The sequence below is a fragment of the Agrococcus sp. ProA11 genome (genome assembly GCF_039880525.1).
In the GTDB taxonomy this organism is placed as follows: Bacteria; Actinomycetota; Actinomycetes; order Actinomycetales; family Microbacteriaceae; genus Agrococcus; species Agrococcus chionoecetis.
On sequence record NZ_CP156989.1, the window covers coordinates 1,988,310 to 2,009,017 of the forward strand.

Genomic DNA, 20,708 nt, shown 5'->3' on the forward strand with positions numbered 1-20,708 from the left:
CTGGCTCAGCCCTGGGGTGCGCCGGCGCGGTAGCCGACCCCGCGCACGGTCGTCACGACCACGGGGTTGTCGACATCGCGCTCGACCTTGGAGCGCAGCCGCTGCACGTGCACGTTCACGAGGCGCGTGTCGGCCTTGTAGTGGTAGCCCCACACCTGCTCCAGCAGCATCTCGCGCGAGAAGACCTGGCTGGGCTTCGACGCGAGCGTGACGAGCAGCTCGAACTCGAGCGGCGTGAGCGAGATGGGCTCGCCGCCGCGGGTGACCTGGTGGCCGGCGACGTCGATGTCGAGGTCGGCGACGCGGAGCGTGCCGGTGTCGCCGCTGTGCTGCGGGCGCAGCCGCGTGCGCACGCGCGCGACGAGCTCCTTCGGGTTGAAGGGCTTCACGACGTAGTCGTCGGCGCCGGATTCGAGTCCCACGACGATGTCGGTCGGGTCGCCCTTCGCCGTGAGCATGATGATGGGCACGCCGGATTCCGCGCGGATCTCATTGCAGATCTGGATGCCGTCCTTGCCGGGCAGCATGAGATCGAGCAGCACCAGGTCCGGCCGCACCTCGTGGAAGCGGTCGACCGCCTCGGCGCCGTCGGCGCAGTACTCCAGGTCGTAGCCCTCGCCCGCGAGCACGATGCCGATCATCTCGGCGAGCGCCGGGTCGTCATCGACGACGAGGATCGTCTGCTCCGCCATCGGCGCTCCCTTCATCCTGCAGCCGGCATCACCGGGGGCCGCGGTCGCGCGGCTCTCGTCACTGTATCCGAGCGGACCATGCGAGCGGAGCAGGCGGGCCGATCAGCGCTCGAGCCCCTCGTGGGCCTCCAGCCACGCCTCCTCGAGCGCGGCGACGCGCTCCTCGACCTCGGCCAGCTGCGCCTGCAGCGCGGCGAGCGCGTCGAAGTCGCCGTGGTCGGCGTGCTCGAAGCGCTCCAGCAGCGCCGAGCGCGCAGCGTCCGCCTTCGCGAGCCGACGCTCGAGGCTCGCGGCCTCCTTCTCGAGCGCGCGGCGCTCCGCGCCCGAGAGGGTGGGGGCGTCCCCAGGACTCGGGGCGCCGCCTTCGGCGGCTCCTCCACCGACGGAGGCGCTGGTCGCGCGGGCGGCCGTGCGCGCGACCGAGCCCGTGCCCGAGAGCTCGAGGTACGCATCCACGCCGCCCGGCATGTGGCGCAGCCCGCCGTCGATGACCGCGTACTGGTGGTCGGTGACGCGCTCGATGAGGTAGCGGTCGTGGCTGACCACGATGAGGCAGCCGGCCCAGGAGTCGAGCACGTCCTCCATCGCGGCGAGCATGTCGGTGTCGAGGTCGTTGGTGGGCTCGTCGAGGATGAGCACGTTCGGCTCGTCGAGCAGGATCAGCAGCAGCTGCAGGCGGCGCCGCTGGCCACCGGAGAGATCCTTCACGGGGGTGGAGAGCTCGCCGCTGCGGAAGCCCAGCCGCTCGAGCAGCTGGCCGGGCGTGAGCTCCTTGCCGCCGGAGGCGTAGCTCGACTTGAGGCTCCCGACGACCGTGCGCACGGGATCGTTCTCGTGCTGCTTGAGCTCGGCGAGCTCCTGGGTGAGCTCGGCGATCTTCACCGTCTTGCCCGTCTTCACTCGGCCCGCGGTGGGCTGGATGCGGCCGGCGATCAGGGCGAGCAGCGTCGACTTGCCCGCGCCGTTGCGGCCCAGCACGCCGGCGCGCTCACCGGGTGCGATGCGCCACGTGACATCGTCCAGGATCGTGCGGCCGCCCAGTTCGACCGAGGCGTCGACGATGTCGACGACATCCTTGCCGAGCCGGGTCGCGGCGAGCTGCGCGAGCTGGATGGGGTCGCGCACGGGCGGCTCGTCCTCGATCAGCTGCGTGGCGGCGTCGATGCGGAACTTCGGCTTCGCGGTGCGGGCGGGTGCGCCGCGGCGCAGCCAGGCGAGCTCCTTCTTCATCAGGTTCTGCCGCTTCGCCTCGGTGGCCGCCGACATCCGATCGCGCTCGACGCGCTGCAGGATGTAGGCCGCGTAGCCGCCCTCGAAGGGCTCGACGAGCTTGTCGTGCACCTCCCACGTGCCGGTGCAGACGGCATCGAGGAACCAGCGATCGTGCGTGACCGCGACGAACGCGCCGCGGCCGCCGGCGTAGCGGGCGTTGAGGTGGTCGGCGAGCCAGGCGATGCCCTGCACGTCGAGGTGGTTGGTGGGCTCGTCGAGGAACAGCACGTCCCAGTCGCCTGCCAGCAGCTGCGCGAGCGCGACGCGGCGGCGCTGCCCGCCCGAGAGGTCGCCGACGCGGGCGTGCCAGTCGAGGTCGCCGACGAGGCCGTTCAGGATGTCGCGAATGCGCGCGTCGCCCGCCCACTCGTGCTCGGGCCGGTCGCCGACGATCGACTCGCCGATCGTGGTGTCGCCGTCGAGGGTGTCCTGCTGGTCGAGCACGCCCACCTGCAGGCCGCCGCGGCGCGTGACGCGGCCGCTCGTCGGCTCGAGTCGCCCCGCGAGCATCCGCAGCAGCGTCGACTTGCCGTCGCCGTTGCGGCCGACGATGCCGATGCGGTCGCCGTCCTCGAGCCCGAGCGAGATCGACTCGAAGACGGTGCGGGTGGGGAAGGCGATGCCGACGCGCTCAGCGCCAAGGAGGTGTGCCATATCCCGCTATTGTCCCGCACGCCGGCGCCGGCCGCGCCCACTGCCCGCGCCCGGCCCGCCGACTGGTGCGGATGCGCCCCACCGATGCGATGCGCCTCATCGGTGCGGATGCGCCCCATCGGTGCGGGCGTGCCAGCCCCGGTGGCGCGCAGGAGCACCGGTCGACGACGATGACGGGCACTCGGCGGCGCTCGACGTTGGCGCTGGGCGCAGCGGCGCTGCGCGCTGGGCGCTGGGCGCGTCAGTCGATGAGGCGGGCGCCATGCACGGGGCCGGTGACCTTCACCGCGACCACCTTCGCGGTGGAGAGCGAGACCTGCAGCTCGATGGCCGATTCGAGGCTGTCGCAGAGGAAGGCGACGGTCGGCCCGGAGCCCGAGACGATGCCCGCGAGCGCGCCGGATCGCTCGCCCAACTCGAGCGTGCCCGCCAGCCGCGGCATCAGCCGCAGCGCCGGCGCCTGCAGGTCGTTCTGCAGCGCATCCGCGAGCATGTTCGCGTCGCCCGCGCGCAGCGCCTGCAGCACCCGCGCATCCACCGTCGGCACGTCATGCGCGGGTGCGATGTCGGCGGCGTGCAGCGCGCGATGCTCATCGAGCGCGCGGTAGACGTCGGGCGTCGACAGGCCGGCGTCGGCGTAGGCCAGCACCCAGTGGAACTGTCCCTTCGCGAGCGCCGGGCTCAGCTGGTCGCCGCGGCCGGTGCCCACCGCAGTGCCACCGGCGAGCGCGAACGGCACGTCGGCGCCCAGCTCGCGGGCGATCTCGTGCAGCGCCTCGCGGCCGAGGTGCAGCCCCCACAGCTCGTCGCACGCGACGAGGGTCGCTGCGGCGTCGGCAGAGCCGCCGCCCATGCCCCCGGCGATCGGCACGTGCTTGTCGATCGAGAGCGAGACACCGCTCGACACCCGGCCGCGCCGGGCGAGCGCCATGGCCGCGCGGATCGCGAGGTTGTCGGCGCCGGTGGAGAGATGCTCGTGCGGGATCGGCCCCGAGAAGCGCACCGAGAAGTCGGGGGCCTCGGTCGCTTCGACGAATTCGTAGAGGCTGACGGCCTGGTAGGCGGTCGCGACGTCGTGATAGCCGTCGTCCTGCAGGGCGCCGACGCCGAGGTGCACGTTGATCTTGCCGGGCGCTTTCGCCCGCACCGTGCTGCCCGTGCTGCCTCGTCCCACGATTCCAACCTACTGCCACCGGGAAGTCGTCTCCTCCACGGCAATCGTCGCGCCGCCTGCGCTCCGTCGCTAGCCTGCCCACATGGCGCATCCGCTCATGTTCGAGACCGCGGATCCGGTGCTGGTGCGGCTCCGCCGCATCGCGCTCGCCATGCCGGGCGCGGCCGAGAAGGTGTCGCACGGTCACCCCGCGTTCTTCACGACCAAGGTGTTCGCCTACTACGCGGGCACGACGAAGCAGGAGCACCGCGAGGGCCTGCATCCGCCGCGCCTGAGCGTGCTGCTGGAGCCCGATGAGCGGCTGGCGATGCTCGAGGAGGGTGCGCTGGAGCCCGCCTACCTCGGCCCCTACGGATGGATCGCCATCGACCTCGCGCACGTGGACTGGGAGCGGGTGGCAGAGCTCATCGACTCCAGCTTCCGCGTCACCGCGCCGAAGCGCCTCGTCGCGGAGCTTGACGCGCGCTCCCCCTCTGCCTGACGACGCACAAGTGTCGCTATCGGCTCGCAAGCGCCTCGAATGCGCGCCGCTAGCGACAACTCTGCGCCACGCGGACGCGGAGCATATGGCGCGGACGCGGCGGCGCGGATGCGGCGGCGCGGATGCGGTGGCGCGGATGCGGCGGCGCGGATGCGGCCTCGGAGAAATGTCGCTATCGGCTCGCAAGCGCCTCGAATGCGCGCCGCTAGCGACAACTCTGTCCCCGCGCGGGCCGCGGCGCGGGCGCCGCGGCCGGCGGGCAGCCCGGGCGGCGCGGGCGGCCGGCAGGGCGCGGGTAGGGCGCGGGCGGCCGGCAGGGCGCGGGTAGGGCGCGGAGAGCGCGCGGGCGGGGGCGGCTCAGCCGACGGCGGCGGCAAAGAGCGCAGCGATCGCGGCCTTCGCCGTCTGCATCGCCGCGGCGTCGGGCAGCTTCTCGGCCATCAGGTTGATGGGCGTGCCGGAGGGCTTCTGCGGCTGCGCGGCCGCCACCAGGCGCGTGCCGTCGCGCAGTCGCCACCGCACCACCGGTTGCGACGCGCCGAGGTTCGCGCGGTGCGCCTCGCCGTGCACCGCCTCCACCGCGGCGCGCACCGTGGCCAGCGCCTCGAGCCGCTCCCCGGGCACCGTGCGCGTCATCGACACCGCGAAGGTGCCGTCCGCCTGCTGGCCCGGCAGCCGACCCTTGCGATCCTGCTCGAAGTCGACGGTGATGCCCTGCGCCCACCAGTGGTCGACCCCGTGCTGCGCTACCAGCCACTTGACGGTCGTCGGATGTCTCCACTCGAGCGCACCCGCGGCCTCGAGCAGATCGCGCCACTCGTCGTAGTCGCGGCCGGTCGCGGCACGCGTCGCCGCCGCTCCCATGCCCCTGTCCATGCGCTCGACCATTGCTGCCTCAGGCGGCTCGCGCGCAGCGAGGCCTATCCCATCCCGGCGGAGGGCTCCCCCGCCTCGGCGATGCGGATGAAGTCCGCGAGCTCGAGTGCCTCCCCGCGCAGTGTCGGGTCGACGCCGGCCCGCTCGAGCACCTCGGTGGCGGCCGCCGACGATCCGTACGCCCCTGCGAGGGCCTGCCGCAGCATCTTGCGCCGCTGCCCGAATGCGCCGTCGATCACTCGGAAGGTGCGCCGGCGCAGCTCCTCCGAGCCCATCGATGGGCCGCGCCGGAAGCCGACCAGCACGCTGTCGACGTTCGGCACCGGCCAGAAGATCTGTCGCGAGACGTCGCCCTCGAGCGCCCACGGTCCCCACCAGGCGACCTTCGCCGACGGCGAGCCGTAGGTCTTCGAGCCGGGGCGCGCGGCCAGTCGATGCCCGACCTCCGACTGCACCATCACGAGCGCGCGGTCGATCGTGGGGAATCGCTCCAGCAGGTGGATGAGCACGGGCACCGACACGTTGTACGGCAGGTTGGCGACGATCGCCTGCGGCGCGAACGGCAGCTCCTCGAGCGTCAGCGCGTCGTGCTGCACGACCTCGAGCCGCGCGTCCGGCTGCTTGCGCGCCGCCGTGCGGGGCAGCAGCTCCGCCAGCCGCGGGTCGATCTCGACGGCCGCCACCCGCGCGTCCACCTCGGTGAGGCCGAGCGTCAGCGACCCGAGGCCAGGCCCGACCTCCACGACGTCGAGCCCGGCGACATCCGCCGTGCGCACGATGCGGCGCACCGTGTTCGCGTCGACGACGAAGTTCTGGCCCCAGCGCTTCGCGGGCGTGAGGTCGAGCTGCGCTGCCAGCGAGCGGATCTCCGACGCGCCCAGCAGCGTCTCGGCGCTGCGTCGCCCGCCTGCGGAGGGTCCGTCGATCGTCTCGTGCACCCGTCGAGCCTATGCCGAGCGCGAGGGCACGCGGATCATAGGCTCACGCGAGACAATCGCGATCCCGACGCCAGTGAGGAGCATCCATGAGCATCACGCAGCACCCTCGGCGGTCGGCGCCCCGGCACGCTGGCCGGTCGCGGATGCTGGCCGTCGTCGCGCTCGCGGGCGTCGCCGCGCTCGTGGCCGCCTGCAGCCAGCCGATCGGCCCCGGCAGCACGACCGCCCCGCCATCGCCCTCCACGACCATGGCCGGCGCGGCTCCGGTCGCGCTCGACGCATCGGAGCTGGCGGCGTCGGGCCTGTTCGACGAGGTCTCGGCGAACGGTGCCGCGCTCCGCTGGGTCGAGCCCGGCGCGTCGATCGCGGTCATCGTCGGGGGCTCCGGCGGTGGCGGCGAGTGCATCCCCCAGCCGCATCCGGCCGAGCTCGACCTCGGCACGCCCTCGATCGCCGTGCACTTCGACCCGCCGAATCCGGAGGTGATGTGCACGGCCGACTTCGTGCTGCACGGCTGGCAGCTCGACCTCGCGCAGCCGATCGATGCGGGCAACGTCGTGCCGGTGCAGTTCGTGAACCTGCGGGGCACAGATGACGTCGTGGATCTGCGGCTCGGCCCCGACGACACGCTCCTCAGCCCCGGCGCCGACCCGCAGCCGAGCGAGATCCCCGACAGCGGCACGGTGCCCGAGCCGGAGCCGATCCCGACCGAGCAGCTGCCGGAAGAGGCGCTCGCCGCGGCGAACAGCAACCTGCTCGAGGTGCGATGGGTGGAGCCGGGCCGCTCGCTCGCGGTGCTGCTCGCGGCATCCGGCACCACCGACTGCGTGCCGCAGCCGGTGGGCGCCGCACCTACCGGGCCCGGGACGATCGAGGTGACGTTCGAGCGCGCGGCGAGCGCGAGCTGTGATGGCGAGGCCACGGTCCACGGCTGGCGGGTGACCCTGCCTGCCGCCGTCACGGCGACGCTGCCGGTCGAGGTCACGGTGCGCGGCGCGCTCGAAGGGTCGGTCGAGGTCACACTCGAACCCGAGGACGTGCTCGAGCTGCCCTGACGCCCGCCCTCGCGCTGCCGATCTGGGGCCGCGGCGCTGGCGTCTGGCGCCAACCCGCCGCCGGTCCGCCGCCCAGCGCTCGTCCAGGCCGGTGGGCCAGCGTGGGAGGCTGGAATCTCCGTGACCCGCGCGGACCGCGAACCAAGGAGCTGCACCACATGCGACGGACCCTCCCGCTGACGATCATCGGCCTCGTCGCCCTCACCGGCTGCACGTCGGCGGGCGAGCCCGCCGAGACCGCGCCGCCCACCGCCGAGGCCGAGACGAGCGCACCGACGCCCTTGGCCGAGCCCACCGACACAGCCCCTGCCGAGACCGCGACCGCCGACCCGCAGCCGAGCGAGATCGCCGGCGCGCCCTACCGCATCGAGGACGAGGCGATCCTCGGCGCCTACAGCATCGACGACATCCCGGTCGGCGAGCCGTTCGTGGCGTGGGGCAACACCGACGCGACGCTCGTGCACGTCATCGGCGCTGGCAGCAGCTCGACCACGTGCCAGCCCACGGCCGAGTCGATCGAGGTCGACGACGGCATGCTCGAGATCGAGTTCGAGTGGGACGAGTCCAGCGCGACGGTCGCCTGCACCGCGGATCTGCGGATCTTCGGCTGGGCGTTCCCCGTCGCCGGGGCAGATGCGTCGATCACGCAGGCGGTCGTCGAGGACTGGAACGACGACGAGACCGATGATGACGACGATGACGACGAGATCACCGTCGAGATCCGCCCGGCGATCGCGAACTAGGCTCCGCCGCCGTCAGTCCCAACTGCCGTACGCGCGCACCGTGTTCGCCGCCGTCTCTGCTGCCAGCTCGTCGGCGTCGATGCCCAGCTGCTCGGCCATGAACCGCACCGTGTACGGCGTCAGGTAGGGGCTGTTCGGCCTGCCTCGGAAGGGCGCGGGCGTGAGGAACGGCGCGTCGGTCTCCACCAGGATGCGGCTGCGGTCGGCGACCCGCAGGGCGCCGTGCAGGTTCTTGGCGTTCGAGAAGGTGACGGTGCCGGCGAACGACAGGTACCAGCCGTGCTCGGCCGCGATGCGAGCGAGGTGCTCGTCGCCGGAGAAGCAGTGGAAGACCGTTACGTCGGGGGCACCCACGCGCAACAGCGTCTCGACCACCGCGTCGTGCGCGTCGCGGTCGTGGATCTGCAGGGCGCGGCGGTGGCGCTTGGCGATCTCGATGTGCGCCTCGAACGACGCGAACTGCGCACGCCGGCCCTCGTCGCCGGTGCGGAAGAAGTCCAGCCCGGTCTCGCCGACCGCGCGCACCCGCGGCTGCTGGGCGAGCCGATCGATGACCGTGAGCGCCTCGTCGAGCGTGCCCGCGGTGGCGTAGCCCGGCGCCTCGTTGGGGTGGATCGCGACCGCGGCGAGCACGCGCGGATCCTGTGCGGCGAGCGCGGCCGACCACTCGGAGGACTCCACGTCGCCGCCCACCTGGATGACGCCCGCGACGCCCGCGGCGACCGCCGCATCCAGCGCGTCCGCGTAGGAGAAGCCCTCGCCGTCCTTGATCTCCAGGTGCGTGTGGTTGTCGTAGATCGGCGCCCCGAGCGGCTCGGGCGCGGGCGGCCGCGTCATGTCGCGCTTCCCGTCGTTGTGCCGCTCGCGGATGTATTCGCCGCCGGGCAGCTCGGTGCCGGCCGGGGTGTCGGGGAGGCGGATGGGCGTGGTTCCGTCGGGGCTCGCGGGCATGGCTTCAGCCTAGAATGCTGACGCCACAGGAAATGCTGGGTGTGCGTTCAGGGCTCGTTGCGGCCCCGGTGGAAGCATCGCAGCAGCACCAGCCCGAGGAACCCGAGGAGCCTGCCCTTCATGCCCACCCGCTTCGCGAGCGTCGCGGCCGTCGCCGCGGTGCTGGCGGTCAGTGCGTGCGGTTCGCTGCAGGGGTCGACATCCGCGCAGCAGGCAGCCGACGGATCCGCCCAGACCAGCGATGTGCGCGGTGGCGGCAGCGAACTGCGGATCGATGCGCCGGCGGTCGGCGACCACGGTGAGCCCGGCCTGCCTTCCGCCAGCGGCGCATCCATCGATGATGTGCTGCGACTGGGCGCCGTCGCCACGTGGGTGGACGCGCCCGATGCGCTGGCGATCTCGCTGCCCGCGTCGCAGGACTGCTCGCCGATCGCGGGGCAGCCGACGGTGGTGTCGCCGAGCCGGATCTCGGTGACGTTCGCGGCCGAGGCGGCGTGCCCGGCACCCGACGCGGCTCGCACCTACACGGTGCAGCTGCCGGCCGACGTGGATGCTCGCGCCGGTATCGAGGTCGTCGTCGAGGGCCTGCAGCACCGCTTCACGCTGACGCTGCCCGCGAACTAGCGGGGCGCGTCGGCGCGAACCGCCGCTCAGCCGGCCGCGGGCTCCTGCTCGACGCGCGGGAACAGCGGGGGCACGGTCGTCACCCTGCCGGTGCCGCGCCAGGTCTGCGCCTGCTGGATGCGCTGCGCCGTGACGTCGCCCTCGCCGCCGACCGCGGCCCACAGCTGCTGCGCGGTGTCGGGCATGACGGGCGCCAGCAGGATCGCTGCCGTGCCGATCCCGTGCACGTTGGTCGCGAGCACCGCCGCGAGCCGGTCGCGCTGCGCCTCGTCCTTCGCCAGCACCCACGGCGCCTGCTCGGTGATGTAGCCGTTCAGGCGCTCCACGATCGACATCGCGGCATCCACCGCGTCGTGGATCTGGAATGTGTCGATGGCGCGGTCGGCGCGAGCCACGGCATCCGCCACCAGCTGCGCGATGTCGGCGTCGGCCTCGACGTCGGGGACGACGCCGTCGCAGTACTTGTGCACCATCGCGATCACGCGCGAGGCGAGGTTGCCGAGACCGTTGGCGAGCTCCGAGTGGTAGCGGGCGTGCAGGTCCTCCCAGGAGAAGGAGCCGTCGGAGCCGAACGCGATCGCCGACATGAAGTAGTAGCGGAACGCGTCGACACCGAAGACCTCGGTGATCTGCTTCGGCTCGATGCCGGTCGCCTTCGACTTCGACATCTTCTCGCCGCCGACCAGCAGCCAGCCGTGGGCGAACACGTGGTCGGAGTTCTCGAGTCCCGCCGCCATGAGCATGGCGGGCCAGATGACGGCGTGGAAGCGCGCGATGTCCTTGCCGACGATGTGCGTGGCGGGCCAGCGACGTGCGAAGCGCTCCTCGTCGACGCCGTAGCCGTTGGCGGTGATGTAGTTCAGCAGCGCGTCGAACCAGACGTAGACGACATGCGTCTCATCCCACGGCACCTTGATGCCCCAGTCGAAGGTGTTGCGGCTGATCGAGAGGTCGGTGAGGCCCTGCTTGACGAACTGCCGCACCTCGTTGCGCACGTGCTCGGGCTGCACGTAGTCGGGGCGCTGGTCGTAGAGCTCGAGCAGCCGATCGCCGAACTCGCTCAGCTTGAAGAAGTAGTTGGCCTCGCGCACGACCTCCACGGGGCGCGAGTGGATCGCGCACACCTGCAGCCCCTCGAACTCCCCGGTGCCGGGCACCAGGTCGCCGGGTGTCTTGTACTCCTCGCAGCCGACGCAGTACCGGCCCTCGAACTCGCCGTGGTAGATGTACCCGGCCTCCTTGAGTCGCTCGAGGAAGATGCGCACGCCCACCTTGTGACGCTCATCCGTGGTGCGGATGAAGTCGTCGTTCTGGATGTTCAGCAGCTCGAGCTGCGGCTTCCACGCGGTCTCGACCAGCCGGTCGGTCCAGTCCTGCGGGCTCACGCCGTTGGCGGCCGCCGTGCGCATGATCTTCTGGCCGTGCTCGTCGGTGCCGGTGAGCATCCACGTGTCATCGCCGCGCTGGCGGTGCCAGCGGGCGAGCACATCGGTGGCCACCTCGTTGTAGGCGTGGCCGATGTGGGGCACGTCGTTGACGTAGTAGATCGGCGTCGTCACGGTGAAGCGCTCGGGCATGGGGTCAATCCTACGAGGCCTCCACGGCCCGACTACGACGGCGGATGCGCGAGGGCGGCCTGGTAGAGCGCGTTGCGGGCGTGCCCAGTCGCCTCCGCCACCTCGGCCGCGGCCTCCTTGAGGCGCATACCGTCCCGCTTGAGGCGCAGCACCTGCGCGATCGCGGCGTCGAGATCGGTCAGCGCGGGCGTCGCGCCCTCGATCACGAGCACGATCTCGCCGCGCACGCCCTCGCGGGCCCACGGCAGCAGCTCGCCGGCCGTGCCGCGGCGCACCTCCTCGTAGCGCTTCGTGAGCTCGCGGCAGACGGCCATCCGCCGCTCGGGCATGGCGCGCTCGATCGCCTCGAGCGACTCCACCAGCCGGTGCGGGGCCTCGAAGAGCACGAGGGTGCGCTCCTCACGCGCGACCGCAGCGAGGGCACGGTCGCGCTCGCCGCCCTTGCGGGGCAGGAAGCCGTCGAAGGCGAAGCGGTCGGTCGGCAGGCCGCTGAGCGCGAGGGCGGTGAGCACGGCGGAGGGGCCGGGCAGGCAGGTGACGGCGACGCCCGCGGCGACCGCGGCCTGCACGAGCCGGAAGCCGGGGTCGCTGACGGCAGGCATGCCGGCGTCGGTGAGCACCAGCACATCCTCCTCGCGGGCACGCTCGACGAGCGCGGGCGACGCCGCCTGCTCGTTGTGCTCATGCAGGGCGACGAAGTGCGCCTGCGTCTCGACGCCGAGCGCCCGCAGCAGCTGCTTCGTGGTGCGAGTGTCCTCCGCGGCGATCACCGGCACGACCTGGAGCGCCTCGCGCAGCCGCGCACTGGCATCGCCGAGGTTGCCGATGGGGGTCGCGCCGAGGATGATCACGCGGCCCAGGCTATCGACGCGGCAGCTGACGGCGAGCGGCGACGACGCCGGGCGGGATCGGGCGCTCGCCTGTGACGCATGCGGCCGAGCCTGCGACGGCGACGCTCGCCCAGGTGCCAGAATCGCCCGTGTGACCGAATCGAGCGCCGACCCCGCTGCGCGCGGCGCCGTCGCCACCTCGGGCGCTCCGGAAGTCGCCGCCCGGTCTCGCCGGGAGCGTGCCACGGGCGCCTACGCGGCCGTGGAGCAGCGCCTGCGCGAGCCGCGCGTGCGCCGCACGCTCGAGATCGCGGCACCGCTCGCGATCGTCACGGTCGCCGCCGTCGCGCGGCTGACCGCCCTCGGGCATCCTCCGCTGCTGGTCTTCGACGAGACCTACTACGTCAAAGAGGGCTGGTCGATGTGGCAACTCGGCTACGAGGGCGACTGGGCCGAGGGGTCGAACGAGCGCTTCGAGCAGGGCGACCCCGGAGGGCTGACGTCGGACGCCGACTACGTGGTGCACCCGCCGCTCGGCAAGTGGATCATCGGCATGGCGATGGCGGCGTTCGGCATGGCCGACCCGTTCTGGTGGCGGCTGCCGAGCGCGATCGCCGGCATCGCCCTGGTGGCGCTGACGTATGCGGTCGCGCGCGGCATGCTGCGATCGGTCGCGTTCGCGACGCTCGCGGGCCTCTGGATGGCGATCGACGGCTTCGCGATCGTCATGAGCCGCACGGCGCTGCTCGACGGCATCCTCGCGGTGTTCGTGCTCGCGGGTGCGGGTGCGCTGCTGCTGGATCGGCGCGGCTCGCCCGCGCGCACCGTGCGCGCCCTGGCCGAGCGGCCCCGGCGCTTCGGGGCCGCGATGCTGACTCGCCCGTGGCTCGTGGTCGCCGGCGCCCTGCTGGGGGCCGGCTGCGCGACCAAGTGGTCGGGGGCGGCGTTCCTCGCCGCGTTCGGCCTCTGGACAGTGCTGATGGATGTGCTCGACCGACGCAGGGCGGGATTCCGGCATCCGTGGCTGGGCACGCTGCTGACCCAGGCGCCCGCGAGCTTCGTGCTGCTGGTAGGCCCGGCGGTCGCGGTCTACATCGCCAGCTACGCGGGCTGGTTCGATGGCGGGTGGGGCTCGCAGCTGGCGCTCGAGCGCGTGGACCTGCGCTGGGGCGGGCTGCTCGCGTGGGTGCCGCTGGGGCTGCAGTCGCTGTGGATGTACCACGCGCAGCAGCTCGGCTTCCACGTGGGGCTCGACAAGGACCACCCCTACCAGTCCCCCGCGATCGAGTGGCTCTGGCTGGGCCGGCCCACCGGCTTCGAGATGACGGAGACCGACGGTGGGGTCTGGTGGATCACCGCGCTGCCCAACCTCGTGCTCTGGTACGGCGGCATCGTGGCGGTGGCCTTCCTGCTCTTCCACCTCGGCCGCAGGCTCGATCGCAACGCGGGCTTCCTGCTGCTCGCGATCACTGCCGGCTACGCGCCCTGGCTGGCCTTCCCCGATCGCACGATCTTCCTCTTCTACGCGATCGTGTTCCTGCCGTTCCTGGTGCTCGCGCTCGCGGCCGCGCTGCAGCTGCTGGTGGGGCGCTACCGGCCAGCGGGTGCGCCGCAGATTGCCCGCACCGCGGCCGGCGCGCTCGCCGCGGCCGACGCGGCCGACGCCGACCAGGGCGCCGCGACGAGGCTCGACGCCGACATCGATGCCGCCATCGACGCCGCCATCCCGCCGCCGGCGTCGCCGGGCGGCCAGGATGGCGACGTGGAGCGGCGCGCCGCAGGGTGGGCGGCAATCGTGGTGCTGCTGGCCGCGAGCATCGCCGTGGCGATCTGGTTCATGCCGGTTGCCTTCGGCATGACGCTGTCGGACGCCGCCATGCAGCTGCGCTTCTGGCCCCCGCGGCTGCCGCAGTAGCGGCTGACCTCACCAGCGCTCGGGCAGCGCGCAGACGAAGTCCTCGCAGCGGTAGGCGCCCGGCATCGTCTTGCCCTCCAGCAGGGCGAAGCCGGCGGCGGCGAGCTCCGCGGCCTGCTCCGGCGTCGCGCGCAGCGCACCGGGCGCGCGGCGCAGCGCCTCGCTGCGCGCCGGCGGCGGATCGCCGATCAGCACGAGCGTGCGCGGCGGCGCCGAGAGCTGCAGGGCGACCCGCAGCGTGCTGGCTCCGGCGAACGGATTGCGGATCGCGACGCTCGCGTCGAGCAGCCGGATCGCGCGCTCGAGGTGCGCCGGCTCCCCCGTCAGCGCGAACAGCGACTGGAGCGCGCCCGCGAGCGCGGCCGGGCCAGACGGTGAGTCGCCGTCCGAGGCCGGTCCCAGGTGCAGCGCGGGCCCCTGCGACGCGGTCGCGGCGGGATCCGGCGCGGCCTCCAGGATGTCGCGCGCTGCGAGCGCCCAGCGGGGTGCCCCGGTGGCGGCGGTGAGCGCGAGCAGTCCGCTCGCGAGGCAGCCGGCGTCGGCTGCGGTTGCGGCAGCGCGGGAGGGCTCGTCGTCGAGACTGGCGTGCACGAGATTGGCGGGGTCGGCCGCATGGTGGGAAAGCAGCTGCGCGGCCGCGGCCTCGGCGAGGGCCAGCGCGCGGTGGTCGTCGTCGCGCAGCGCCCGGACTGCGAGTGCCTCGATCGCGAGGCCGTTGGCGCTCGTGACGACCAGCCGGTCGAGCGGCGGTCGCTCGCGGCGCGCGCCAGCGTGCGCCGGCAGGTGCCAGCCGCCCTCGACGCGCGCCCCGTCGACGAGCGACTCCGCATCCTCGGCGATCGCGAACGCGCCGCTCGGCAGCCGCAGCCCGTCCGCAAGGAAGTCGACGAGGCCGCGTGCGATGCGCTCGCGGCCCAGGATCGAGGCGGCGTGCAGCAGCTGCGCGTTGTCGACGAGCATCCGCTCGAAGTGCGGCACCGACCAGTCGCGCTGGGTGGCGTAGCGGAAGAAGCCGCCGTCTCTTCCCCGCAGGTGGGAGTACTCCCCCGCGTCGATCGTCGCGTCGTCGCCCGCGGCGGCGTCGAGCAGCCGCCCGGCCAGTGCTCGCAGCGGTGACGCGGGATCGTCCCCCGCAGCGGTCGCGAGCGTAAGCATGAGCGGGGGCTGCGGAAACTTCTGCCCCTCTCCCAGCCCGCCGAAGCGGACGTCCTCCTGCTGGCCGACTGCGGCGAGCGCGGTGCGCACGGCGTCACCGCCAGGCAGCCGCGCGCCGTCGTCGGAGTGCTCGCTCGCCGAACGCAGCGCCTCCTGCACCCGCGCGCCGGTCTCGCTCACCGCATCCGGCTGCTCGCGCCAGGCGCGACTCACGGCCGCCAGCACCTCGCTGAAGGCCGCGACGCCCTGTCGCGCCGTCGGCGGGAAGTAGGTGCCGCCGAAGAACGGCAACCCGTCTGGGGTGAGGAAGACGCTGAGCGGCCAGCCGAGGTTGCGGGTGAAGGCCGAGGCGGCACCCATCAGCGCCGCGTCGACATCCGGGCGCTCCTCGCGATCGACCTTCACCGCGACGAAGCCCTCACGCAGCAGCTGGCCGATGGCCGGATCGGCGAACGACTCCCGCGCCATCACGTGGCACCAGTGGCAGGTCGCGTATCCCACCGAGGCGAACACCGGCACGCCGCGCTCGCGCGCCTCCGCGAACGCCTCGTCGCCCCACTCGCGCCAGTCGAGCGGGTTGTCGGCATGCAGCCGGAGGTAGTCGCTCGTGGTGCTGCCGAGCCGGTTGTCGTGCGCGTGCTGCTCGCCGGGATCGTTCTGCATGCCGCCACGCTACGCTCCGGCGGGCCTCGCGCGCGCCCGACCATCGTCAGCTCCACGCGCGCCGGAAGCGCCGGGGCGGTCGCCACCGCAGCTGCCAGTTGCCGCACGGCTGCGTCGAGCCGCGCCGCACGCCGCGGCAGGGCGGCATGGTCACCGGCGGTTCGAGCTCTGGCGCCTCGTCGTAGCGGTCGTCGTACCAGTCGGCGTCGTCGCCGAGCGTGTCGTCCTCGGCGTCCGCGTCGGGTGCGGCAGGCACGAGCGGGGGCATCCGCGGGGGCGATTCCCACAAGCGATGCGCCGGCTCGATCGCGTTCATCAGCACCTCGCAGTCGCAGAAGCCGCCGCCCGCCTCGAGCCGCCGCTCGAGCGCAGTGGCTCGAGGCGCCAGCCGATCTCGGTAGCGCTGCGCGAGGCGCAGATCGCCGCTGCAGCCGAAGGTCGCGACGGCGCGGTCGAGGTAGCAGGCCAGGCACTCGTGCGGATGCGGTGCGAGCCAGTCGTCGATGAGGGAGCGCACGAAGGCCTCGGCCTCGGCGCTGATCGGTGCGTCCATGCCGCGCACGGTGCCACAGCGGCGCCGTGCGGCGTCGCGCGCCGGCGAGCGCCTGTGCACAACTGGGGCTGGGCAGCCGGTCTCGTGACGCGCCGCGCTCCGCGCGGCGCTCCTCGACCTACGGGGGCGGGGCTCCTCGCGGGCGGGGCCCAGCGAGGTGCGGGGGCCAGCACGAAGCGGACCCCCTCCGCCGCACGCGACCCGGTGCACCGGGTCTCGATTGGCGGAAGGGGTCCGCGGAGGCTGTGCGACAGCCGGGCGTGCGGCTAGCTGACCTCTGCGGGGTCGGCCGAGACGCGGCCGTCGGCGCCCTGGTCGAGCGCGTCGATCGCGGCGACATCCGCGTCGCTCAGGCGCACCGCTGCGGCCGCGAGGTTCTCGTCCATGCGCTCGCGGCGGCTCGACTTCGGGAAGACGATGCGCCCGGAAGCGAGGTGCCACGCGATGACGACCTGCGCCCACGAGACGTCCAGGCGCTCGGCGATCTCGCCGATCACGCCGGAGGAGTAGTCGACCTTGCCCTGGCCGAGCGGGCCCCAGGCCTCGATGGCGATGTCGTGCTGCGCCGAGAGCGCCGTCGCGGCACGCTGCTGGAACTGCGGGTGCAGCTCGATCTGGTTGATCGCGGGCACGATGCCGGTCTCGAGGATCTCGGGCAGGTAGCGCTCATCGAAGTTCGAGACGCCGATCGACGTCGTCAGGCCCTCGGAGCGCAGGTTCGCGAGCGTCTCCCAGGTCTCGACCGGGCTGCCGTTGGCGGGCGTCGGCCAGTGGATCAGGTAGAGGTCGACGTGGTCGAGACCGAGCTGCTCCAGGCTCTCCCCCATCGCGGCGCGCGTGTCGTCGGCACCACGGCGGTCGTTCCAGAGCTTCGTCGTGATGAACAGCTCGTCGCGGGCGATGCCGCTCGCTGCGATCGCTCGACCCACGCCCGCCTCGTTGCCGTAGATGGTGGCCGTGTCGATGTGGCGGTAGCCGGCCTCGAGCGCCTCCGTGACGATGCGCTCGGTCTCCGCCGGGTCGACCTTGAAGACGCCGAAGCCGAGCTGCGGGATGCTGCGGCCGTCGTTGAGTGCGAGCTGGGGAATGGTCATGCGGTCTCCTCGATGGTTGAAGTGTCTTCTGGCAGGTCGGACGCGTCCACGCCCTCGACGTGGCGCTCGTCCGGTCCGCTGTAGGCAGAGAGCGGTCGAATGAGCGCGTTGTTCGCGCGCTGCTCGATGATGTGCGCGGTCCAGCCGGTGACGCGCGCGGCCACGAACAGCGGCGTGAAGATCGGCACGTCGAAGCCGATCAGCGCATAGGCGGGGCCGGAGGGGAAGTCGAGGTTGGGCTTGATGGGCTTGCGGTCAGCCATCGCCTGCTCGAGCGCGTTGTAGATGTCGAGCACCTCCTGCGCGTCGTAGTGCTCGGCGAGCCGCTCGAGCGCCGCGCGCATGGTCGGCACGCGCGAGTCGCCGTTCTTGTAGACGCGGTGGCCGAAGCCCATGATCTTGCGCTTCTCGGCGAGCGCCGTCTCGATCCACGCATCCGCCTTGTCGGCCGTGCCGACCTCGCGGAAGACGTCCATGACGGCCTCGTTCGCGCCGCCGTGCAGGTGGCCCTTGAGCGCGCCGACCGCGGCGGTGACCGCCGAGTAGAGGTCGGCGAGCGTCGAGGTGACGACGCGGGCGGTGAAGGTGGATGCGTTGAAGGAGTGCTCGGCGTAGAGCACCATCGACTGGTTGAAGGCGTCGACGACGACCGGGTTCGCCTCCTCGCCGAACGACATCCAGAGGAAGTTCGCGGCGTAGTCGAGGTCGTCGCGCGGCTCGACGAGCTCCTTGCCGCTGCGCCGGCGCTGCTCGTAGCTGACGATCGCGGGCAGCACGGCGAAGAGCCGGAAGGCCTTCTCGAGGTCGTCCGAGTCGTCGTCGGCGCTCGGGTCGTTGGCTCCGACGATCGAGACGGCGGTGCGCACGACGTCCATCGGATGCGCGGAGTCGGGCAGCGCATCCATCACCGTCCGCACGTTCGCGGGCAGGTCGCGCAGCTCGCGCTCCTTCGCGCGGAAGTCTGCGAGCTGCTCGTCGGTGGGCAGGTCGCCATGCCAGAGCAGGTAGGCGACGGACTCGAACGGCTGGGTGGCGGCGAGCTCCTGCACGGGGTATCCGCGGTAGAGCAGCGAATTGCTGTCGGGGTTGACCTTCGAGATCTCGGTGGTGTCGGCGTAGACGCCAGCGAGTCCCTTCTTGATGTCGGGCTCGGCCATGCTGCTCCTCGGTGTACGGGTGGGCGGGGACGCACCGTCGACTCTAGGGCACCTTCCTGCACGATCTCGTTCGCCCGACGAACGATCGTGACGTGAGCCGACCCGGCGGGGCTGGTCACGATGGCACAACGATCCGCATCGGGCACACGCGCGGCGGGAAGGCGCGCGGTATCGTCACGACGCCCGGAAGGGCTGTGCACCGACGCTCGCAGATGAGACGAAACGAGACACTCCCTATGTCCGAGAACCCGCCGAAGATGCCCGCTCGCAAGGCGCGCCCCCCGGTCAAGCAGGTGGTCCGAGAGGTCACCACACCCGGCCTCGTGCACCCCGCGCTCATTCCCGGGATCGGCGTCGAGCGCACCGGCAGGACCTTCGCAACCAACTGGGCCGTGTTCGCCATCGCCGGCGCATTCGTCGCAGCGGTCATCATCTGGGGCATCGTCGACTCGGAGAGCATCCAGTCCGTCGGCTCGGCGGCGCTCGGCTGGGTGTCGGTGAACTTCGGCTGGCTCTTCGGCGCGCTGACGATCGCCGTCACCGTCTTCATGCTCTTCATCGGCTACGGCCGCACGGGCGGCGTGCGGCTGGGCATGGACGACGAGGAGCCGGAGTTCTCGACCGTGTCCTGGATCGCGATGCTCTTCTCCGCCGGCCTCGGCATCGGCCTGCTGTTCTACGGCCCGCTCGAGCCCCTCACCTACTTCATGGATCTGCCGCACGGCTTCGAGGTCGAGAACGGCACGGTCGACGCGATGAGCGCGGCGCTCGCGCAGACCGTCCTGCACTGGGGTCCGATGGCATGGGCCTACTACGCGCTCGTCGGCGGCGCGATCGCCTACGCCGCCTACCGGCGCGGCCGCTCCCCGCTCATCTCGGCGATCTTCACGCCCATCTTCGGGCAGAAGACCGAGGGCTGGCTCGGCTCGATCATCGACATCTTCGCGATCATCGTGACGCTCGGCGGCACCTCGATCTCGCTCGGCATCGGCGCGCTGCAGATCAGCCGCGGCTTCGAGATCATCACCGGCATCGGCGAGGTCGGCAACGCGTTCATCATCGGCACGATCGCGGTGCTGACGGCCCTGTTCGTGGTCTCCGCCGTCTCGGGCATCAAGCGCGGCATCCGTGCCCTGTCGAACATCAACATGGTGATCGCGGGCTCGCTCGGCATCTTCGTGCTCGTCACCGGCCCCACGCTGCTGCTGCTCAACCTGCTGCCGACCACGATGGTCTCCTTCTTCGAGGAGCTCGGCACCATGCTCATGCGCAACGGCTCGCAGGGCGAGGACGTGCAGGCGTTCCTGTCGGGCTGGACCACCTACTACTGGGCGTGGTGGGTGTCGTGGACGCCCTTCGTCGGCATGTTCATCGCGAAGATCTCCCGCGGCCGCACGCTGCGCGAGTTCGTCACGGTCGTCATCATCGTGCCCTCGATCATCTGCCTCGTCTGGTTCACCGTCATCGGCGGCACGTCCATGGCGATGGAGATGGAGGGCCTCGGCATCAGCGAGGCCGGTTCGGCCGAGGCGCAGCTGTTCGCCCTGCTCGGCAACCTGCCGCTCGGCGTCATCACCTCGGTGCTCGCGCTCGTCTCGATCACGATCTTCTTCGTCACCTCGGCGGACTCGGCATCGATCGTCATGGGCTCGATGAGCCAGGGCGGCAAGCCGGAGCCGAGCATGTGGGTCACGATCACGTGGGGTGTGCTGCTGGGCGCGACGGCGGCGACGCTGCTGGTCGCGGGCGGTCAGACCGCGCTGGGCGGGCTGCAGTCGCTCATGGTGGTGACGGCGCTGCCATTCGCGTTCGTCGTGATGGGCATCATGGTCGCGTGGGGGAAGGAGCTGCGCACCGACCCGTTCATGATCCGTCGCAAGTACGCCAAGGCCGCCATCGCGCAGGGCGTGCGGCTCGGCATCGAGGAGCACGGCGACGACTTCGTCTTCGGCTCCAGCCAGGTCGTGGCCGACGACGGCGCGGGCGCGTGGCTCGACACCGAGGATCCGGCGCTCTCCGATTGGTACACGGATGCCACCACCGGGTCGATCAGCTCGGCCGACGTGCTGCGCAACCTCGAGCCGGGACGCATCCAGCGGAAGGGTCCGGATCGCCCCGACCACACCGCATCCGGCGACGCCTCGCTCACCGTGGGCGAGGAGCGCTGGGAGCAGCGTGCGCGCGAGCGCGAGGCCAGGCTGCACCCGGAGGGCTCGGATGCCGCCGGCACCGACGAGCCCACCGATCGCGATCCGTCGAAGGACTGACCGCAACGCGAAGCGCCCCGCCGATCCGGCGGGGCGC

Annotated in this window: 18 protein-coding genes; 6 read left to right on the forward strand and 12 right to left on the reverse strand. The window is 72.2% G+C overall.

Annotated features, from left to right (window positions below; all coding sequences use genetic code 11):
• Window positions 1-5 precede the first annotated feature (5 nt).
• The 3 genes from mtrA to ABG090_RS09575 form a co-directional block, all read right to left on the reverse strand.
• Window positions 6-692 (reverse strand): MtrAB system response regulator MtrA, encoded by a 687-nt coding sequence (gene mtrA / locus ABG090_RS09565; protein ID WP_347754252.1) that lies wholly within the window; start codon window positions 690-692, stop codon window positions 6-8.
• A 102-nt stretch (window positions 693-794) separates the two neighbouring features.
• Window positions 795-2,618: an ABC-F family ATP-binding cassette domain-containing protein gene (locus ABG090_RS09570; RefSeq protein ID WP_347754253.1), complete on the reverse strand. Its 1,824-nt coding sequence runs from the start codon at window positions 2,616-2,618 to the stop codon at window positions 795-797.
• Window positions 2,619-2,859: 241 nt separating this feature from the next.
• A complete protein-coding gene (locus ABG090_RS09575; RefSeq protein ID WP_347754254.1) occupies window positions 2,860-3,792 on the reverse strand; it encodes a 4-(cytidine 5'-diphospho)-2-C-methyl-D-erythritol kinase in 933 nt (310 codons plus the stop codon).
• A gap of 82 nt (window positions 3,793-3,874) precedes the next feature.
• On the opposite strand from ABG090_RS09575, the gene ABG090_RS09580 reads away from it, so the two are divergent.
• Window positions 3,875-4,273 carry an MmcQ/YjbR family DNA-binding protein gene (locus ABG090_RS09580; RefSeq protein WP_347754255.1) on the forward strand — a complete coding sequence of 133 codons (399 nt, stop codon included), beginning with the start codon at window positions 3,875-3,877 and terminating at the stop codon, window positions 4,271-4,273.
• Between the two features lie 357 nt (window positions 4,274-4,630).
• Here the strand turns inward: ABG090_RS09580 and ABG090_RS09585 are convergent, their stop codons facing one another.
• Both ABG090_RS09585 and rsmA read right to left on the reverse strand, forming a co-directional pair.
• Entirely contained in the window at window positions 4,631-5,149 is a 519-nt protein-coding gene (locus ABG090_RS09585; protein ID WP_347754256.1) for a DUF4287 domain-containing protein, read from the reverse strand.
• Between the two features lie 44 nt (window positions 5,150-5,193).
• Complete coding sequence (gene rsmA / locus ABG090_RS09590; RefSeq protein ID WP_347754257.1) at window positions 5,194-6,087, reverse strand: 16S rRNA (adenine(1518)-N(6)/adenine(1519)-N(6))-dimethyltransferase RsmA; 894 nt, start codon at window positions 6,085-6,087, stop codon at window positions 5,194-5,196.
• Window positions 6,088-6,173: 86 nt separating this feature from the next.
• Here rsmA and ABG090_RS09595 point away from each other — a divergent pair, with 86 nt between their 5' ends.
• A complete protein-coding gene (locus ABG090_RS09595; RefSeq protein ID WP_347754258.1) occupies window positions 6,174-7,142 on the forward strand; it encodes a hypothetical protein in 969 nt (322 codons plus the stop codon).
• 158 nt (window positions 7,143-7,300) lie between these two features.
• The gene (locus ABG090_RS09600) at window positions 7,301-7,885 is read left to right on the forward strand and encodes a hypothetical protein (RefSeq protein ID WP_347754259.1); all 585 of its coding nucleotides are present in this window, start codon (window positions 7,301-7,303) and stop codon (window positions 7,883-7,885) included.
• Window positions 7,886-7,897: 12 nt separating this feature from the next.
• On the opposite strand, the gene ABG090_RS09605 is transcribed toward ABG090_RS09600, so the two are convergent.
• Window positions 7,898-8,722, reverse strand: a complete 825-nt coding sequence (locus tag ABG090_RS09605; protein ID WP_347757584.1) for a TatD family hydrolase — start codon at window positions 8,720-8,722, stop codon at window positions 7,898-7,900.
• A gap of 234 nt (window positions 8,723-8,956) precedes the next feature.
• Here ABG090_RS09605 and ABG090_RS09610 point away from each other — a divergent pair, with 234 nt between their 5' ends.
• On the forward strand, window positions 8,957-9,460 hold the full coding sequence (locus ABG090_RS09610) for a hypothetical protein (RefSeq protein ID WP_347754260.1): 504 nt from the start codon (window positions 8,957-8,959) through the stop codon (window positions 9,458-9,460).
• Window positions 9,461-9,486: 26 nt separating this feature from the next.
• Here ABG090_RS09610 and metG read toward each other — a convergent pair whose 3' ends face one another.
• Window positions 9,487-11,037, reverse strand: a complete 1,551-nt coding sequence (metG, locus tag ABG090_RS09615; RefSeq protein ID WP_347754261.1) for a methionine--tRNA ligase — start codon at window positions 11,035-11,037, stop codon at window positions 9,487-9,489.
• A gap of 32 nt (window positions 11,038-11,069) precedes the next feature.
• Window positions 11,070-11,888 carry a 16S rRNA (cytidine(1402)-2'-O)-methyltransferase gene (rsmI, locus tag ABG090_RS09620; RefSeq protein ID WP_347754262.1) on the reverse strand — a complete coding sequence of 273 codons (819 nt, stop codon included), beginning with the start codon at window positions 11,886-11,888 and terminating at the stop codon, window positions 11,070-11,072.
• 130 nt (window positions 11,889-12,018) lie between these two features.
• Here rsmI and ABG090_RS09625 point away from each other — a divergent pair, with 130 nt between their 5' ends.
• Window positions 12,019-13,782, forward strand: a complete 1,764-nt coding sequence (locus ABG090_RS09625; RefSeq protein ID WP_347754263.1) for a phospholipid carrier-dependent glycosyltransferase — start codon at window positions 12,019-12,021, stop codon at window positions 13,780-13,782.
• 9 nt (window positions 13,783-13,791) lie between these two features.
• Here the strand turns inward: ABG090_RS09625 and ABG090_RS09630 are convergent, their stop codons facing one another.
• The 4 genes from ABG090_RS09630 to ABG090_RS09645 form a co-directional block, all read right to left on the reverse strand.
• Complete coding sequence (locus ABG090_RS09630) at window positions 13,792-15,600, reverse strand: DUF255 domain-containing protein (protein ID WP_347754264.1); 1,809 nt, start codon at window positions 15,598-15,600, stop codon at window positions 13,792-13,794.
• 46 nt (window positions 15,601-15,646) lie between these two features.
• Entirely contained in the window at window positions 15,647-16,153 is a 507-nt protein-coding gene (locus tag ABG090_RS09635; RefSeq protein ID WP_347754265.1) for a DUF2695 domain-containing protein, read from the reverse strand.
• Window positions 16,154-16,419: 266 nt separating this feature from the next.
• On the reverse strand, window positions 16,420-17,247 hold the full coding sequence (locus tag ABG090_RS09640; protein WP_347754266.1) for an aldo/keto reductase: 828 nt from the start codon (window positions 17,245-17,247) through the stop codon (window positions 16,420-16,422).
• Complete coding sequence (locus ABG090_RS09645; protein ID WP_347754267.1) at window positions 17,244-18,404, reverse strand: bifunctional 2-methylcitrate synthase/citrate synthase; 1,161 nt, start codon at window positions 18,402-18,404, stop codon at window positions 17,244-17,246. The genes ABG090_RS09640 and ABG090_RS09645 overlap by 4 nt, the downstream gene beginning before the upstream one ends.
• 236 nt (window positions 18,405-18,640) lie before the next feature.
• On the opposite strand from ABG090_RS09645, the gene ABG090_RS09650 reads away from it, so the two are divergent.
• Window positions 18,641-20,671: a BCCT family transporter gene (locus tag ABG090_RS09650; RefSeq protein WP_347754268.1), complete on the forward strand. Its 2,031-nt coding sequence runs from the start codon at window positions 18,641-18,643 to the stop codon at window positions 20,669-20,671.
• Window positions 20,672-20,708: the final 37 nt, after the last annotated feature.

Coding starts and splice junctions, on each gene's coding strand:
- mtrA (WP_347754252.1), bottom strand. CDS start 692: ATGGCGGAGCAGACGATCCTCGTCGTCGATGACGACCCGGCGCTCGCC.
- ABG090_RS09570 (WP_347754253.1), bottom strand. CDS start 2,618: ATGGCACACCTCCTTGGCGCTGAGCGCGTCGGCATCGCCTTCCCCACC.
- ABG090_RS09580 (WP_347754255.1), top strand. CDS start 3,875: ATGGCGCATCCGCTCATGTTCGAGACCGCGGATCCGGTGCTGGTGCGG.
- ABG090_RS09585 (WP_347754256.1), bottom strand. CDS start 5,149: ATGGACAGGGGCATGGGAGCGGCGGCGACGCGTGCCGCGACCGGCCGC.
- ABG090_RS09595 (WP_347754258.1), top strand. CDS start 6,174: ATGAGCATCACGCAGCACCCTCGGCGGTCGGCGCCCCGGCACGCTGGC.
- ABG090_RS09600 (WP_347754259.1), top strand. CDS start 7,301: ATGCGACGGACCCTCCCGCTGACGATCATCGGCCTCGTCGCCCTCACC.
- ABG090_RS09605 (WP_347757584.1), bottom strand. CDS start 8,722: ATGACGCGGCCGCCCGCGCCCGAGCCGCTCGGGGCGCCGATCTACGAC.
- ABG090_RS09610 (WP_347754260.1), top strand. CDS start 8,957: ATGCCCACCCGCTTCGCGAGCGTCGCGGCCGTCGCCGCGGTGCTGGCG.
- metG (WP_347754261.1), bottom strand. CDS start 11,037: ATGCCCGAGCGCTTCACCGTGACGACGCCGATCTACTACGTCAACGAC.
- ABG090_RS09630 (WP_347754264.1), bottom strand. CDS start 15,600: ATGCAGAACGATCCCGGCGAGCAGCACGCGCACGACAACCGGCTCGGC.
- ABG090_RS09635 (WP_347754265.1), bottom strand. CDS start 16,153: ATGGACGCACCGATCAGCGCCGAGGCCGAGGCCTTCGTGCGCTCCCTC.
- ABG090_RS09640 (WP_347754266.1), bottom strand. CDS start 17,247: ATGACCATTCCCCAGCTCGCACTCAACGACGGCCGCAGCATCCCGCAG.
- ABG090_RS09645 (WP_347754267.1), bottom strand. CDS start 18,404: ATGGCCGAGCCCGACATCAAGAAGGGACTCGCTGGCGTCTACGCCGAC.
- ABG090_RS09650 (WP_347754268.1), top strand. CDS start 18,641: ATGTCCGAGAACCCGCCGAAGATGCCCGCTCGCAAGGCGCGCCCCCCG.